Below are 16880 nucleotides of genomic sequence, written 5' to 3' on the forward strand. Positions count from 1 at the left end.
AGCAATATAAAAAGGGAAAAGCATGCTTTTCCCTTTTTATTACGCCGGGTAATTAATTGTTCAGGCGGGATTATTATTAATCACATAACCATACAGGCGTTTAATGCCATCGGAGTCTGTTTCGCTGTAAACCCCCTGGAGTTCTGGTGAAAAACCAGGCAGCAGGTTGACACCCTCTTCCAGTGCCAGGAAGTAACGCAATGCGGCCCCTCCCCAAATTTCACCCGGCACCACACACAGCACACCTGGCGGATACGGTAATGCGCCCTCGGCAGCGACCCGCCCCTGGGCTTCACTCAGGCGCACCAGTTCTACATCGCCGCGAATAAATGCACTGTTGGCATCCTGAGGGTTCATCACCACTTCGGGGAAGCACTCTTTACGGAACATCGCTTTTTGCAGATCTTTCACGTCAAAACTGACATAAAGGTCGTGCATTTCCTGGCAAAGCTGGCGCAACGTATAGCCTTTGTAGCGCACCGGGTATTTCTGGTAGATGGTAGGTAATACATCTGCCAGCGGCGTATTGTCTTCAATATGGTGTTCAAACTGAGCCAGCATAGCCACCAGTTGCGCCAGCTTCTCCTGGCTTTCGGCGGGAGTCAGCAGGAACAGAATCGAGTTGAGGTCTGATTTTTCCGGTACGATGCCATTTTCGCGCAAGTAGTGCGCCAGAATAGCAGCAGGCACACCAAACTCACTGTATTTCCCTGTTGCTGCATCAATTCCTGGCGTGGTCAGTAATAATTTGCACGGGTCCACCAGGTATTCATCTTTGGCGTACCCTTCAAAGCCATGCCAGTTTGCTCCCGGTTCAAAGCTGAAGAAACGCCGGTCATGGGCAATGGTGTCCGTTGGGTAATCCTGCCACTGACGGCCATCGATTTCTGGCGGGATAAACGGGCGGATCATTTTGCACTGCGCAAGGATCTGTTTGCGCGCTTCAATCCCCATGTCCACACACTCAGCCCATAAGCGCCGGCCACTTTCCCCTTCATGAATTTTGGCATTCACATCCAGTGCCGCAAACAGCGGGTAAAACGGGCTGGTTGATGCATGCAACATGAAAGCATTGTTCAGGCGTTTATGCGGGCAGAAACGCGACTGCCCACGGATATGATCGTCTTTTTTATGAATTTGCGATGTCTGAGAAAAACCGGCCTGTTGCTTATGGACAGACTGCGTGACAAAAATACCCGGGTCTTCCGGTTTGAGTTCCAGCCGCAATGGCGAGCAATCTGCCATCATTGGCAGAAACTGCTCATAGCCAACCCAGGCTGAGTCAAACAGAATGTAATCACACAGGTGGCCGATGGTGTCTACCACATGGCGGGCGTTATATACCGTGCCATCGTAAGTGCCTAACTGGATAATCGCCAGGCGGAATGGGCGCGGCAAGTCTGCGCGTTCCGGGGCCACTTCACGAATGGATTCACGCAGGTACGCTTCGTTAAAGCAGTGAGCATCCACCCCGCCAATAAACCCAAACGGGTTACGTGCTGCTTCCAGGTAAACCGGGGTCGCCCCTGCCTGAATTAACGCACCATGGTGGTTGGATTTGTGGTTATTGCGGTCAAACAGCACCAGGTCTCCCCGGGTCAGCAACGCATTGGTCACCACTTTATTTGCCGCAGAAGTTCCATTCAGGACAAAATAGGTTTTATCCGCGTGGAACACTTTGGCTGCAAATTTCTGTGCATCCTTCGCTGAGCCTTCGTGGATAAGCAAATCACCCAGTTTGACATCGGCATTGCACATATCCGCACGGAAAACGTTTTCGCCGAAGAAATCATAAAACTGGCGCCCTGCCGGATGTTTACGGAAAAACGCGCCGTGCTGATGCCCCGGGCAGGCAAACGTGCTGTTGCCTATTTCAACGTACTGGCTAAGGGTATCGAAAAACGGGGGTAACAAATTTTCTTCATAGCGGCAAGCTGCCGTTTCCAGCTCAAGAAAATCTTGTGCTTTTCCCGTAATCACACCTTCAGTCCCCGAAAGCGGTGCAACCTGCTCAGGGCTGAAAAGGAACACCGGTAAATTAAACCCGGTGCGTTTAAGCAAAGTCAGAATACCGCTACGGCTGTCGGCAACCGAAACCACCACAACGGCCACATCAGTAAAATCCGTGTTATCCAGTGTCACAACTTCACGGTGCGTGGACAAACAGGCGACAACATCATGGCTTGCGGCAATTTTCAACGCTTTCATAAGCACAAATCCCCAGGGGTCAAGGATGAGTGAGTGCCAGAGGCACAACAAAAGGGAGTGTTCTCCCGGCGAAAATGATAAGGGGCCTGAACTGATAACCAGCTGCGACCACCAGACATCAGTAAAACCAGGGCCTGCCTGAGTTTACTGATGCTCCGGTGCGAGCCTGCACTGCCCTCACCGCATGGTGAAAGTTTGAATGGCTTGAATAGATAAATAGCGGACATAACGAGAACACGCCATTGCGCAATGGCTGTGATGTGCCAGAAATGTCGATGAGAATCCGAACATTGCAGCGACCTCGTTAAGGTAGTCGTGGAAAAAATCCGCGCAATTCTGGCACCTTTCTGGCAGGGGTGCAAGCGGTTGCCTGTAACAGAATGCACACAAATCAGGCAAACACACCACCGGGTACAACAAATGATTTGACGACAGCAGGCCTTTACGGTTTAATGCGCCCCGTTGCCCGGATAGCTCAGTCGGTAGAGCAGGGGATTGAAAATCCCCGTGTCCTTGGTTCGATTCCGAGTCCGGGCACCACTCATTCATATCAACGGACCTCCACAGAGGTCCGTTTTTGCATTCCAGGCCCACAGAAATCAACACGTCTACAATCCCTTAATCCACTCGACTCAATCAACTTCAACTCACATCAAGCCTCTTGCGGGGGGACAACTGAGGGTATAGTCCGATTCGATAAAATTTATACCCCTTTTACTATCAGAAGACTCCGTCATTGGCGCACACTGACGCTAAAATCCGTGCAGCTAAACCGGATGAAAAACCGTATAAACTTGCTGACAGCGGTAAAATGTTTTTGCTCGTTCACCCTAACGGCTCCCGCTACTGGCGACTCCGCTACCGGTTTCCGGGCAAAGAGAAAACGCGATGCGGCAAGGCAGCTGGCAGCTGGCAGCTGGGCAGGGTGGCGCAGTGCAGGGTCACATCAAAAAGTCGGTTGACGATGAGTGCCAGCAGTTCCGTGCTCCAGCGTGAACGCAGCCAGCCAAAATCCTTCGGAGAGCGCTGTACCAGCAGAGGCCAAATCTGAAGAATATCGGCGACCGGCCAGTGTGGTGCACGTCCAGGCCTGAGGCTTTTTAATCCTTCAGCACCATACAGGGTAAACCAGTTTATCTATCTGCCGACGGAAGAGCGTGCAGCGCAGAGCAGTCTGGCAACATCGGTGACGGTCATTCCCTAATGCAGCATCAGCATGGCGACAAGTCGCCGGACATGGTTCTTATCATAAGTTTGCCGGGCCTCTTTGCGCCTCAGTTGTCGTTCTTCATCAGGAATTGCTGCTATGATCGGCATCGCTTAGTCCGGTTGGTGGTTTGGGATATTTGTCGATTGACCAGAACGCACAATCCGGGCTGAGTTCCTTTTACGTGATCTACTATTTCGCGAAGCTATTTAGCCGTTATTTTTATTGCCAATAAGACACTTCTTAGTTATTCATAATATTTATAATTTACATTTAAAAGGATGCATTATGACAGACAATACAACCGAAGAATTAAAAGAAATCTTCCAGAAAATCAGTAAAAAAATCATTAAATTAATTCCTTACCTGACAATTTTGTCAGGCTTAATGGTATGGAGTTATTTAAATAATATCGGCAGACTAGATTTACTGATAGGTTCCTTTTCCATTAATATAGGATTAGTATCTTTATTAATATCCGCTGTAGTATTATCCCTCGCAATAGCCATAACACTAATCCTACCCAGTTCGATATTAATTTTTCACTCCTCGATGCTTCCTAATATAATTAACAAACCAATATCTATACCATGGTTAAGTTGGGGGTTTTCTACTTTATTCTTGGTGTTAACATTTCTTCCACACATTCCATTTATAACAAAAATAATATCACCCCCCTCAGCATCATTAATCTTTATTATAATAGCAGTAATATCGTTTATCATTTTTCTGGTTATTTCATGGGACAGTGGTGATTTCAAAAAAAACGATTTATTTAAGATAGCTAAAAATGTCGGTAAAGCACTAATAGAAACATTCACTACAATATTCGCCACATTATCAATCACCATCCCCATTACACTTCTGTTAAAAGACAGCACTGGGGAAAAAACCTCATCACTACTTATAGCACTGGCTTTCATGATCGCATTTTCTCTATCATCTTTTCTTCCCGCAATAGTTTATTATCGCGATATAAAAAACACATCATCAAACAATGAAAGAAAAAGCATCATTCCATTAGCAAAAAACTTATCCATAGCAGTCATTATAACGATAACTATCACGTCCATTCTGTTCCCCAATGTAACGACTACCTTAATGAATAGCTCTCTTTACTCTATCGGAGTAATTGATAATAAAAATCATTATTTTTTAATAGATGGAGGAAAATACAAGCCAGATATGTTCCCGCAGAATACATGGAAGACGTCGACAACAGATGAAATCGGACCAAACTTTTTTATCTATGGGATAAGAATGTTTTCCGCCGGAAATAAAAATTTAATTTGTCCAGATAGCGTTGGTTCCTTCAAAAGGGAAATTAATGGAACAAACTATGATTTAATCACTTCTTCTGATAATGGAGATAATGCAAAAAAACTAAAAGATTTGACCAAGTTCTGTGTCGTTTTAGACAGTGACAATGCACAACAATGGGATACTTTTTTCGAGAATAATGTTCAAAATAAAGGATAAAAATTACCGACTTATAGCCAGAATTATTATTCTGGCTTTACTTTTTTCAACTACGATTCAGGTTTAAAACTCTGATAAAGGGCCAGTACCGCTTCAGCAAATTTATCATCAATGGTATAAAAATAACATTCTGGTATATCCAGCACTTTTGCAAGATTGCAAACCAGTTCAAACGAAGGCTTGTGCGTTCCGCGTTCATAATGGGATAAACGTGAATATGCCGTTGCCTATTCAATCTCAGCCATATTCAATACCATCATCAAGTATACAATAAGCTTCAACGCCACCATCTGGTGCTGCCACACGGTGAAAATTATTGTGTTAATAATAGGCTATTCTCTTGCTAACTGACAAATCAGTTCTCCAAAAGCATTATTTTGAGAGTTGTTGAACGTCCTGATGTTTTCCCATCTTATCGACATATTAATTCCTCACAATGTGTGTTCAAACCAAACGACACGAGGCGCATGTTTATTGAATATTGTACGAAGATATGAACCAGATATATCATTAAACCACGCTATATCCCTGCTTCGGGTCATTCTTATACTGCGGAAATGCCAGCTTCAGCGCCCCCTGCTCAACCAGCGGTTTTAAGTACTGCTGACGCAACGCATTAGGGTTACGATTTAGGATCTGCCCCAGCGCAGCAACGGAAATATACTGCCCCTGACACACACTCAGGATCACACTCTTCATCAACTCTTTATCCCCCAGACGCAATCTTTCACGCGGAACCGCAGCTAAAGCAAACAACGAATCCCGGAAAGCCTCAGTGAGATTGTCAGCATCATCAATATAAGGTCTGTCGATAAAGCGGTTAAGCAAACGTCCATACTCATCCCGGGACGTGGGTTGATTGTCCTCAGCATTTTCCTCGTTATGTGTGGACCTCTGCTCGTTATATGTGGAGTTCCCCTTGTTATGTGTGGACCTCTGCTCGTTATATGTGGAGCTATCCTCGTTATATGTGGAGCTCGCAAGCGTCTCTAACGAGAAAACCTCATCTGGTGTCATGACCGATATGCCAGGCAAAGTGTAATATTTACTTTTCTGTTCCCCCCCAGCAACCAGAAAACCTTTACTCTCCAGCCTGGGAAGCGTCAGCGTAACTTCGCGGGAGTGCCGGGTTGTTAACTGGCAGGCGCGTTCATGGTTGACCCAGCCTTCAATCGCCGCTGTTGCAACAATCACCTGTTCAAAATCATCAAGCAGATCGAAGGTCTCGCCAAATCGCTGATGCAGGTCATCCAGAACATGCTGCGGGATCAGACTAGCGGTAGAAAGCTCTAATAGCGTCTGTGCAGGAAACGTTTTTTCCCAAAGTTTGGGGGTTCGCCAGTTAGCAGATTTCCAGCCACTGTAAATCTTCGGTATCCCTGAACCTGCTTTCTCACCCAGACCAATCAGCAAGAACATCTGGTGTAGCAGTCTGTTGCGGCAATCACTAACACCACCCGCAATGACATCCTCCAACGGCAGGCGCATCAAGCCGGGATTGCGAAAGCCAAACATGTCTGGACGTTTGACGATCAGAATAGAAACCCGGCCGGTGAAATCAGCATGTACCAGCGTGTTGACCAGCGCTTCACGCAGTGCGATATGTACTGGCGTATCTGTTCTGCGCTGACCCTCTTCAAGGGTAAAAGGGACTTTAAGATCGGCGACCAGCTTTTGGTATACTTTACGATAAAAATCAAACAAGTTCCCTGAGCATGTACCGTCCGGACATACCCGATCCACCCAACCGCCCCGACCATTTGCCATTGCGAAATAGGTGGGCCAGAAGTCTTTCGGTAACTCGCCTTTGCCATCTTTCCCCCTGCCAGTTTGAACTCTACCTGTTCCGATTCAACAAGGGTTTGTAGATCTATAATGTCTTTTATTTACAAAGGAATAGGGATTCCTCTGGCTGAAAAATATTCGGCTATATGATACCGCATCTACCAAATATCCGGTAGGATGCTAAGGGTACTGGCGGATCTTTCAACCTTATTTATAATCCTTTCCGCCACCTGACCAGCGCCTCTTCCACTATCCCCGCAGGCAAAAACTCCTGCTCCAGACGGCCACGCGCCAGGCGGGTTAAGTAGCGATAAAAATCCGCCTCTTCACTAAGTAAGCCATCAGGTATTGCTTCCTGTGCTATTACCGGTTCAGTAACAGCGCTATGGTTGGCATATTGCTCAAACAACTCACGGTTCATAAGCAGAACATCAAGCGTCGGACGACAAAGCCTGGCTCTCGCCAACATCAAAAGCCCCCAGCTATCCATATCCCCCCAATAGGCAACGCTTTTTTTATCCAGAACAGGACTGGATAACCATTGCACGTCAAGGCCGCACCCCAGAATCGCGATAGTGTCAGATAATACAGGGAGTTGGTGCAGGCACTGTTCATTTTCAATCACCAATATACGCGACGCAGTCAAAGGGGTTTCCGCCAGTTCCGCCGTCGTCACCCGACATTTTTTAAAAGGAAGCATACCTGGCGATAATGGCACAACCAAAACCCAGTGGCTGGACTCATCAAAAGCATCAAGAAAGGTGGTTAACCCCTGCTCGCTGGCTTCGCCAGAAAAACGTACGTCCATCAGTTGGGTTAATAGAGAAATATTATTCTCAATAAATTTGGTATCCACTCCTTGCCCGGAAAGCAGTCTTAACGGCAGCCCTTTTGCGCAGCCCGGCTCTAATTGGCAGGCCAGCCTGGCGGCGCTGATGACGTCCTGCGGATCTTTGTGCCGCCAGAGCGAACGATGGCTGACCAACAGCGGATGAAAAATGGGAGCAACCTGCTCAATAATTCCCTCCAGCAAGCGAAATTCCCGGCTCACCGCCAGATCTGCTGCTGCACTGATCCAGTCAGAAGGGCCATTCAGGATCCAACGCAACGGCATTGATACCGGTCCGTCGCTCGCCCGATAACTGACCTCTTCCCAGTCCACACGCCCAACCGTGACTTGCCGCCATAACTGCACATGTTGCAAAACGCGCGGAGCCTGCTCCGCGAATATTTTCGCGGAAGGTTTGCCAATGGACAGGCAGAGCGGCCAGCTACCAGGTGGAAGTAAGCGTTCAGCCCGAAGCGTTGCGTTATCCCACTGCCGGGCAAGCTTTTTACGCAACTCATCAGGAGAAAACATTCTACGCAATCTCCCGCCGATGGTAGTGTTGTTCAAGCTCTTCCCAACTTAGCGAAGCCATATTTGAGTCCCGACCGCGCCGGTGGACAACAATCGCCGAACGAGTATGATCACGCAGCAGGCGCATCTCTTTATTGGGGGTGATAAATACCGCATGTAAGCCAAACTCTCTAAGGGCGGCAATGATCCTGCCAGCCACGGCATGAGAGCTACGGGAGAACGCTTCATCAAGGACAATAGTACCAAACAGCGGATAACGACTCCCCGCAGGACAAAGCGCATAGCTAAGTGATGCGGTCAACACGTAAGAAGCGATAATTTCTTTTTCTCCACCGCTACCGCCCTGTGAGCCAGTGCGTGACTCAATCACATTTCCGCTCTGGCGATCCATCACCGATACGGCGAACTCCAGACGAAAACGGGGATCCAACAACGCCTTCGCCCCCAATGTGCGATTTCGTTCACAGGCATCCCGCAGTTGTGCCACCAGCACCTGTAAAGCCTTATAATGGCTCTCGCCGTTATCATCAACAAACCGGGCGGTATTCAGTTGACGCTGTGTTTTTCCAAGTGTGCGCAGGCTTTCATGGACAACTTTTTTCGTATCCAGACGCAGATATCGACCCGGCTGAAAATCGACTCTGAACATGGTTTCATTGAGTTCGCTGAGCCGCGCTTCAATCACCAGCACTTCATGCTCAATATGACTGAGTAATTGCGTTACACCGTCGTCAGATGAACGATTCAGATAATCAAGAAAACGGTTAAGCTTTTCTGGCAGGGCTTCTTCGGTCAGTTCCTGCAAACGCTGTAAATAGACAGGAATATCGCCCAAATCAGCCCCTGCCTCAACGAGCGCCCCGGTATCCACACGTTTGGCTTCAGACATACGTTTGGTCAACTCAATGTTCAGTCTATGCAGTTCACCTTTAACACCCTCAATTTCTTGCTGAATTCCCCGCTCATGTTGACGTTCCAGATCGCGAATGTCAGGCAGTTGTTCCAGATTCACCGCCGGAAAATGTGACGCGCACAATTCTCGCTCTTCATCCTGCATACCTTGTTGCGCGGTTTGCTGAGCCTTACGTTCTGCGGCTTGGGCTGAGGTGAGTTCTGTATCCAGCCCGTTAGTGACTTTATTGGCGGCTCTGAGCTGCTTACTGAGTTCAGATTCAACCGTTTGAGCCTCATCAAGTATTGCTTTCGCTACGCTGGCGTCAGAATCCGGGCGGATCAGATTCTCCAGCCGCTGCCTGAGCGCGTCCAGTTGGCTCTTTGCACCGGGAACATCAATGCTATCGAAATCAATTTGTTGTATTTTCTGGAATGAAATGTCCTGAGCCTGCAAACGCCCCACTTCACCTTTCGCACACTCGAATGCCGCGTTTGCAGCTTTAACCTGCTCCTGAAGAGCGGCAATTTCTTTGGCAAGAAAGTTCAGGCGATCGCGGTTATCAAACCCTGTCAGCCAGTCTTCATCGAGGCGTTTCTGATCCTGTTTGTCATAAAAACGCTGCTTACCAGACATTAACCCCTGCACCGTCATGGCATGAGGCGTGTCACGCAATTGTTCAGGGCTGTCAACACAATGCCTGTCGCTTTCGGCCACTAATGCTTTGACGGCCTCTCGCCACGGATGTTCTTTCCACAACAGCTTACGAGTAAAGCCATCATCGAAGAACCTGGCGGGCGAGTGCAGTAATTTGACTTCCAGTAACCGCACATGCAGACGGTTGTTACGCTGATTTACCCAGCGCAGCGCTTCCTGTGCGGATTCAGGCGCAACCAGAATACGCAGCCTGTTGCTCCCGACTGCGCGCTCAATCGCACCGCGCCATTGCGCCTCTTCTGGTTTAACCTGTATCAGTTCAGCAACGAAAGGCAGTTCAGACTCATCAACGTTCAGCGCTTTTGCCAGTTCGCTTCGAAACGCCTGATAATGTGCAGGAAGGTTAGAACCCGGACGACGCGCGATCTCGGCGCGTTCAGTTTCCCGCTCCCGAAGTTCTTCAGTAATGCGATGGCTGAGCGCGCCTTTTTGGTACGCCTCTTCCTGTTTCAACTTTATATCATCGGCAAACTGCTCACACCGGGCCTCGGCTTCATGCTGATTCGCCTCCAGCTGTGGCTGGCTCAGGTCAGGTGGCAATCCAAGATTGCGGGTCAACTGTTGATACTGGCGTGCCAGATTTTCTCGAGTGCCGAGCGTTTTTTGCCAGTCCTTGATACGCTCGTTCAGTTCATCAATATTGGCGCCGCCGACCTGGAGATAGCGCTGCAAACAGTCGCTAACCCTCTTTTTTTGCAGCTCAAGCTGTGACTGTAACCGTACTTCGCTGGCCTCTGCCTCGCTAAGTTCGGTGTCAAGCTGATTGATCTTTTCCCGCCAAAGCTGGCTTGCCTGTTGTGCAAACCAGATGGGTAACAGCGATTCCAGCGCCTGTTTATCAGCAAGTTGTCGCTCTTGCTTCTGGTACTTATCCCAACTCAGAGCGACAGGCTGTAAGGACTGCTGTTGTTTGCGGGCTGTTTCCAGTTCCTGATGAATTTCAGTCAGACCATCAAAACTATTTGCCACTTCCGTTGCACGATCGAAGGCGGAGTGGTCGTCCAGCACCAGCTCGCGAAAAATCTCATCAATACTGTTGAGTTGTTTTAACCCTGCCGCCCGGTTTAACAGCGTAAACGCGTTTTCCCCCACTTCGAAGAAATCCCGCAGGCGCGCCAGGTACTGCTTTTTATTCGGGTATGCCCAGATTCCGACAGCTTCTTTTTCCATTTGCCGGAGCAAACGTGTGCCACCCTCATGGTAAACGTTCAGCCAGTGCTCCAGCGTCTGCCCTGGGTTATCGCTGAAAAGCCAAAGCCTTTTCATATCCGTCACGCTGGAACTGGTGGAATCAAACCACAATAGCGCCCCCAGGCGTACCTGTTGCCCTTCACGCTTCAGCGTAGCGGCAATACCGGTCACTGTTTTACCCGGCCTGGCAATATGTGATTGGCCTTCTCCTCCATCGCCGGGGCCGGATACGCCTCGCACATAGGAGATAAGATCTCTGTCGCTTTCATGACCGCCGGTTGAGGCCAGGTTGTAACGGGGATTGGCGCAGAGTAGTGTCATCAAGGCATCGACAAGTGTGGTTTTTCCGCTACCGGTTGGGCCAATAACGGCAGTCCCTTCATGATGAATTACGGCCTGATGCAATCCGTGAAAACCACCCCAATTGAACAACTCGATATGAGTAAGAATGAAAGATTCCTGCCCGGCCATACGCGCTATTTGATTCATACGTCCTCCTCACTACTTTCCTTTTCTGGCGAATCATCTGCGGAATTTTGTTGAACAATTTGTTCCCGTAGCCATACCAGTAATGCCTGAAGATTCACCGGGTCGGCAAGATGGGCAATGATCGGGCGAATCACGATCTGCTCATGCGCATCCGGCGACGTGACCAGCCCATGTCCTTTTAATTGATCCAGCAGGGTAAGCAACCGGGTGCGTTCTTTTGATTCACTCCCCGGATCGCCAAGGTAAATCTGGAGCTGAGGGAGGAGAGCGTCTATAGCAATTTGCGCCTGACTGGCACCAGTTCCACTTTCTTGCTCCCAGGCGACAAAATGCTGACGCAGTATGGCAACTAATAATGATTGTTCCAGGTTAAGCCGTTGCCGTCTCACCAAAGGGTGGGACCATTCATCCTGCTCAGGTGTTTCATCAAGCCTGACTTTGACATACAACAGACCGCGGATCTCATCAATGCCGATATCCAAATCGAGAGGTTCCAGAATGCGGGTAGCCTCTTCAGTGTTAGTAAGTAAAACGCGGTACAGATTGGGTTTACTGGCCTCTTCCAGCAGGCCATATTTGAGCAACTCCTGTGCCGCTTCGCGTATTTTTTTCAGCGTTCGCACTTCGCTACTGGTTGCTGTTTCCTCAACAGGCGCATCGGCAACCTCCTCGCCCGATGGCTCTGATTCACTACCTGCATTTGCGCTAACGTTCCGGCTAATTAGTTTGTCAAAATATCCCGCCATACCTGTTACTCCCAATCAATATCCATTAATGCCTGACTTTCCAGACCGGTAGTGGGCAGATTAAATCGCCAGCGGCGACCTTCCGCATCGCGAAGCTCAGCAAATTCACGTTCTAAATCAATAACCTCAATGCCCGCTTCTCTTGCCATACCAATCCAGACAGTGAACGTTTCAAGATCGTGAACAGGGGGCAACATCGCCGCCAGCTCAGCCAGGCCAACGGGACGATTTTCTTTTACCAGAATCTGCAGTGTCTGCTGAATCAACGCCTCACGGTCGAGGCCGTTGAAAGCATCCCAGAAATCATCTCCAATCTGTGTTAAATCCGCGGCATGATTACTGAGATCCAACATTTGTTCCGCTTCATCATCCACTTCTTTAAAACGTAAACGTTCAATCGCAGGGATACCCGATACCGATACACCAATGGCAGGAAGCGGAACCTCTTGTTTGCGAACCATCTGCCGCTGCCAGTCGAGCTTTAACGCCTGATTCAGAAATTCGTTAAGCAGATGACCTACGCGGTGGTGTTCAGCAGCAAGACCGGTTTTCATAAAACCGCGGACATCGCGCTCGCTACGGGCACGAGCCTGAAGTACGGTTTGCGATTCATCTACCAGCCGTTTAACCAGCCAGCGCAAATCGTGACTTTGCAGACGGTTAAGTGCATCGGAAGCAGACGGGTGGCTAAGGATTACGTGCAGCCGCTCACTCATTGCCGTTAGCTCAGCTGACTGGCGTAGCTGTTGCTGAAAACTATCGAAGACTCTTCCTTCCGGCGTATTAAGCAACGCATCCTGATCGTTCAGCAGACGCTCCACAATATCGCCACGATGATACTGTTCACCGATAATGGATTGCCGCAGTGCGCGGTCGGCATCACGCCAGGAATCTTCAACACGACGAAAGTCAGCCCTCAAACTGGAAGCTAAATTGAAGACATCACGAATATGTTCAACCGCCTGATATGTATCCAGGACCTCAATATGCCCGGCCTCGGCCTCCTGTAGTTCACGTTCCAGTTCAGCAATACGACGACGTAAAGTTGAAACCCGGTTTGCCGGATTAGGGTTAAGCCGGGTCTCCAGATTTTCAATTTCTCGTTGCACAATAGACAAACGGGAAGCCGTAGATGTCATGAAGCGATTATCCAGTGACTCAACAAACGTAATCGCGACTTCAAGCGCATCAGTGGCGAAGATACGGCCATCCCTTTCAACAATTAAACGTCGTTTTATCCATTCCCGTAGTTCACGGCTGGCTTGAAGAGATGGGTTTTCCTGATTAATCTCGTACTGTTCCTGGCTGGCATGCTCGACAAGAATGCCAGTCAGAGACTGAATCGCATCTTCAAGAGGGATGCCATCATGTGATTTTTCAAACATCGTATTCAGGCAACTCAGCACCAATGGCGAACGGCGGGTAGCAAGAAGTATCCAGGCCGGATGCTGGTTTTTGGCTGAAATATAACTTTCTGTGCGCTGTCTTATATTTTCTTCCATACCATACCCCCCTTCAATAATGCGGATTGAGATGCCAGAAAATAATAATTCCCTGTTATATACTCCCCCTCAGAATCTTGCTGTGCTGCGTGCACTTTTAGCACAACATTTTCTTCTGCTACTCGTCTTTGAAAACAGGAAGGAATTGAACCTCACATTCGATAACCCCAAGAAATACCTGAATAAATAAGGGTATAAAAACATACAAGCTTTGCCACTAACTGATAATCAACTTGATGGCAAGCTACTGGGAAAACCTCACTTATGCAGCGATGCCACATAAGTCTTCGATTGCTATATAAGTTAATACAGTATGCAGAATTTGGTTGCTCGCAGCGGAAATTCGCTGAAATACTTATACGACAAAACTACATCGCTCATATCCTTTTCACACCGAAAGTAACTGCCTTACACCCTGGCTTCAAATCGCAAGCGAAAATTTTCAGTTATACCCCGGCGATAACACCAATAAGGATCAGGATGATACCAGCTACATTACCACTTTTTTTCTTCGCGCTATGTATTTACTCCTTACAGATTATATTTATCTTCACAAACCCCAGTAATTAAAATTAACAGAAAGCGTTCAGAGAATAGTCTGACACTGCCTGCTTATTGTATTGCATAATTAACATTACTAAACATAATATGGCAATATCTTTCATCATGAGTGATACCGGGGATTCAGATAATTTTATTCAGCTATGACTGAATCCCATAAACAACAAGTATTCTCTCGCAATTCAATAAACTAATACTCTGTTCGAGGTTCCATCCAGCGCACTGAGAAATACCCATCATTGATACCCTCTGCACGCTGTACATCATGTACAAACCAGGCATAAAGCACCGATGCATCAACGCACCAGCGGATCGGCGGTGTTGTCCCGTAATGCCCTGCAGCCCCCCATTCTAAAAAAGACTCAGCACGAGCGTGTGCAGGCCGGAGAATATTGTCCAGATAAAGCTGTGGGGGATGATGATACTGCCGGGTCAGCAGAAGGTGGGCTGCGTTGGCAACATCAGACAGCCAGCCCCAGTGTTTTTTCAATATGGCAATGTCTTCTGTCACCTCATTCATTGCCTGCCGGGCCTGGGGTGTAAGCCCTGCAAGCCCCGCCATGCCAGTAACCGAGAGCACAGATGCCTGAATCCCTGCCCGGATACTTTCCAGCTTGCGTAATTCACTCTTGTATTGGTAAAACTGCAGGCCCAGCCACTCAAAATACCCATCAAGGTGCCGGTTCATGGCCTGATAACTCAGCATTTCGGCATTAACTGCGCTCTGGTACGATGCCACCCACTGTTCCGCAGACTGGTTTGCCACCCCATCTTGCAGGGTAAAATAGGCAGCAACTGTCGCAGATACTTCTCTCAATGACTTTAAATTTGTGAAAGGTACTCCAGCCTTCATGGCCTCAATATACATCTTTCTCAGCGACACCCGGCACAGCTCAACACTCGGTTTTTGTTCGTCCGGCTTCAGGCCGCCCCCAATATCCTCACTGCACCCCGGCATCAGCATCTCTTTATGGTCAAACCCTGTGCGCCCGGTGCGGTACACGCACCGCCAGCGCCGCCGCTCATGAGCAGCCACCAGGTGCAATGATTTTCTGACCGCTTCCGGTAACGGAGACATATGCGCAAGAAATTTACGCCCGTTGTACGAGGTAACCCGCTGCAACACGATAGCACGTCTGTCTGGCACCCATTCCAGTATACTGTTCCCATAGTCCAGCCCGTTATCGCTGCTCTCCGGCGTATCCCGCGAGCAGTCAAACAGCCCGGTAAACACAATATCAACCGGGATGCCGCGAAAACAGGGTTTTCCCCCCGTTTTCTTATCGCATATTTCTTCCAGAAGAATATCAATAAACTGCCGGGCCAGCGTCCCGCCCATGTCGAAACCGAATACCGATACAGAAATCAGCCGCACGGGAACCTCCCCGGCTTTTACTGCCTCTTCGAAGGAGTGAACAAAGCGCGCTTTCACGCTGTTAAGGCGCGTATCTGCGCCAGTCACAAACTTGTAGGCCATAAATTCCGAGTCACGCAACCATGGTGTGGCCTCTATGCCAACTCGTATTCCCACCTTCACCACCGAGTCTTTAAGCATCTTCAACTGCCCTGCTGGGGTGAGAAGCTTGTTCTGCATCTCCGTCAGCATATCTTTGCTGCTGGCTCCACCCACCGACGACTTAAAGGCCTCTTTGACCAGATCTGCAGGGCTGTTTTTCAGGTCATCCAGCAGCGAACGCAGGGATTTATCCATCATCCCCTGCAGGCGCTCCTCTGTCGTTTCAATAAAAGGTGTTCCCAGGCCGGATATATAGTGTTTTTTATATGCCACCAGGTCCGTCTTATGTTCATCTTCTGGATATGCCCTGAACAGCCTCGCAATATTGCTCAGTCTGTTTTCCGGTGCATCCAGCTCAATATTGCGCCCCACACCATCAAAGAAGAACCCAATATGTAACACCCGGGAACAGTTTCCCAGCCGGTAGAAACAGGCCTGTGCCGCCTGGTTTGCGGCCGCCATTAGTGCATCCAAATCCATTGCCATGGTCACTGGCCCTCTGTGTTTACGGGGAGTGGTGTGTGGTTCGGGCTGCGCGGGTCATAGGGCGAGAAGGCGTTATCGCTCCACCCCAGCAGGACCCGGTCGCCCGGTAAAAAATGGACATGCAGGTCGTTTTCACCCCGCTTACGCTCAGGCAGTGGTATTTCCACCCGCCGCTGTTCAGGCCGCATCCCGGCATCATACTGCGGCCCGGTAACACTGAGCATCCAGATAACCTCTGCCGTCTTCCCGCGGACACTGCCGCAGCAGGTTGCCCCGCCACCGCCAATAGCGTACGGGTTGTTCGGGTTATGGGCCGCTGCATTTGCCCCCGCCATACCGTTCACGCTGAACCCCAGTATGGGCCGGTCCAGTTTGCTGTGAATAATCAGTGTCACTCCCCCTGCCGGTGGTGCCCAGAGCATCACCCACACCATCCAGCCCACCACATACAGTACCGGCAGCGACACCACACCCCAAATCCACACTTTTCTCCGGGCATAAAACCGTGCCACCGCCGTATCAACCCGTTCAACTTTTTCCCAGAATCCCATTCTTGCTCCCTGTTATGTTATTCGTGAATGTGCCTGCTGAAACAGGCCTGTGCCGCCTGGTTTGCGGCCGCTGTTAGTGCATCCAAATCTATTGCCATGGTCACTGCTCCTCTGTGTTTACGGGAGGCGGTGTGTGGTTCGGGCTGCGCGGGTCATAGGGCGAGAAGGCATTATCACTCCACCCCAGCAG

The 16880-nt window shown here is 49.2% G+C and carries 10 protein-coding genes, 1 tRNA gene and 4 pseudogenes; 3 read left to right on the plus strand and 12 right to left on the minus strand.

What is annotated here, in order from left to right:
• Positions 1 to 60 precede the first annotated feature (60 nt).
• Positions 61 to 2208, minus strand: coding sequence for an ornithine decarboxylase (locus A9B99_RS22035; protein WP_064601238.1), 2148 nt, complete (start codon positions 2206 to 2208; stop codon positions 61 to 63).
• Positions 2209 to 2672: 464 nt separating this feature from the next.
• Here A9B99_RS22035 and A9B99_RS22040 point away from each other — a divergent pair.
• A tRNA-Phe gene (locus A9B99_RS22040) sits at positions 2673 to 2748 on the plus strand.
• A 196-nt stretch (positions 2749 to 2944) separates the two neighbouring features.
• A pseudogene (locus A9B99_RS23495) lies at positions 2945 to 3094 on the plus strand (Arm DNA-binding domain-containing protein); the annotation flags it as partial.
• A gap of 35 nt (positions 3095 to 3129) precedes the next feature.
• On the opposite strand, the pseudogene A9B99_RS23500 reads toward A9B99_RS23495, so the two are convergent.
• Both A9B99_RS23500 and A9B99_RS24430 read right to left on the minus strand, forming a co-directional pair.
• Positions 3130 to 3525 (minus strand): annotated as a pseudogene (locus A9B99_RS23500) (helix-turn-helix domain-containing protein); the annotation flags it as partial.
• Between the two features lie 432 nt (positions 3526 to 3957).
• Positions 3958 to 4338, minus strand: a complete 381-nt coding sequence (locus A9B99_RS24430; protein WP_074388853.1) for a hypothetical protein — start codon at positions 4336 to 4338, stop codon at positions 3958 to 3960.
• On the opposite strand from A9B99_RS24430, the gene A9B99_RS24435 reads away from it, so the two are divergent.
• Positions 4337 to 4894, plus strand: coding sequence for a hypothetical protein (locus tag A9B99_RS24435; protein ID WP_064601256.1), 558 nt, complete (start codon positions 4337 to 4339; stop codon positions 4892 to 4894). The genes A9B99_RS24430 and A9B99_RS24435 overlap by 2 nt on opposite strands.
• Before the next feature lie 50 nt (positions 4895 to 4944).
• Here A9B99_RS24435 and A9B99_RS22050 read toward each other — a convergent pair.
• The 9 genes and pseudogenes from A9B99_RS22050 to A9B99_RS22085 form a co-directional block, all read right to left on the minus strand.
• Positions 4945 to 5121: pseudogene (locus tag A9B99_RS22050) on the minus strand (helix-turn-helix domain-containing protein); the annotation flags it as partial.
• Positions 5122 to 5404: 283 nt separating this feature from the next.
• The gene (locus A9B99_RS22055; protein ID WP_064601239.1) at positions 5405 to 6598 is read right to left on the minus strand and encodes an ATP-binding protein; all 1194 of its coding nucleotides are present in this window, start codon (positions 6596 to 6598) and stop codon (positions 5405 to 5407) included.
• 292 nt (positions 6599 to 6890) lie between these two features.
• Complete coding sequence (locus A9B99_RS22060) at positions 6891 to 8039, minus strand: DUF3322 domain-containing protein (RefSeq protein WP_064601240.1); 1149 nt, start codon at positions 8037 to 8039, stop codon at positions 6891 to 6893.
• Between the two features lies 1 nt (position 8040).
• On the minus strand, positions 8041 to 9387 hold the full coding sequence (locus tag A9B99_RS24440; RefSeq protein WP_414855562.1) for an SbcC/MukB-like Walker B domain-containing protein: 1347 nt from the start codon (positions 9385 to 9387) through the stop codon (positions 8041 to 8043).
• 1737 nt (positions 9388 to 11124) lie between these two features.
• Positions 11125 to 11328, minus strand: a pseudogene (locus A9B99_RS24445) (ATP-binding protein); the annotation flags it as partial.
• Entirely contained in the window at positions 11325 to 12074 is a 750-nt protein-coding gene (locus A9B99_RS22070; RefSeq protein ID WP_082917935.1) for a DUF4194 domain-containing protein, read from the minus strand. The pseudogene A9B99_RS24445 and the gene A9B99_RS22070, both read right to left, overlap by 4 nt.
• Before the next feature lie 5 nt (positions 12075 to 12079).
• A complete protein-coding gene (locus tag A9B99_RS22075) occupies positions 12080 to 13576 on the minus strand; it encodes a DUF3375 domain-containing protein (RefSeq protein WP_074388855.1) in 1497 nt (498 codons plus the stop codon).
• Between the two features lie 751 nt (positions 13577 to 14327).
• Positions 14328 to 16139, minus strand: a complete 1812-nt coding sequence (locus A9B99_RS22080; protein ID WP_082917936.1) for a DUF2235 domain-containing protein — start codon at positions 16137 to 16139, stop codon at positions 14328 to 14330.
• A 2-nt stretch (positions 16140 to 16141) separates the two neighbouring features.
• Positions 16142 to 16690, minus strand: a complete 549-nt coding sequence (locus A9B99_RS22085; protein WP_064601241.1) for a DUF3304 domain-containing protein — start codon at positions 16688 to 16690, stop codon at positions 16142 to 16144.
• Positions 16691 to 16880: the final 190 nt, after the last annotated feature.

Source organism: Mangrovibacter phragmitis (assembly GCF_001655675.1).
GTDB lineage: Bacteria > Pseudomonadota > Gammaproteobacteria > Enterobacterales > Enterobacteriaceae > Mangrovibacter > Mangrovibacter phragmitis.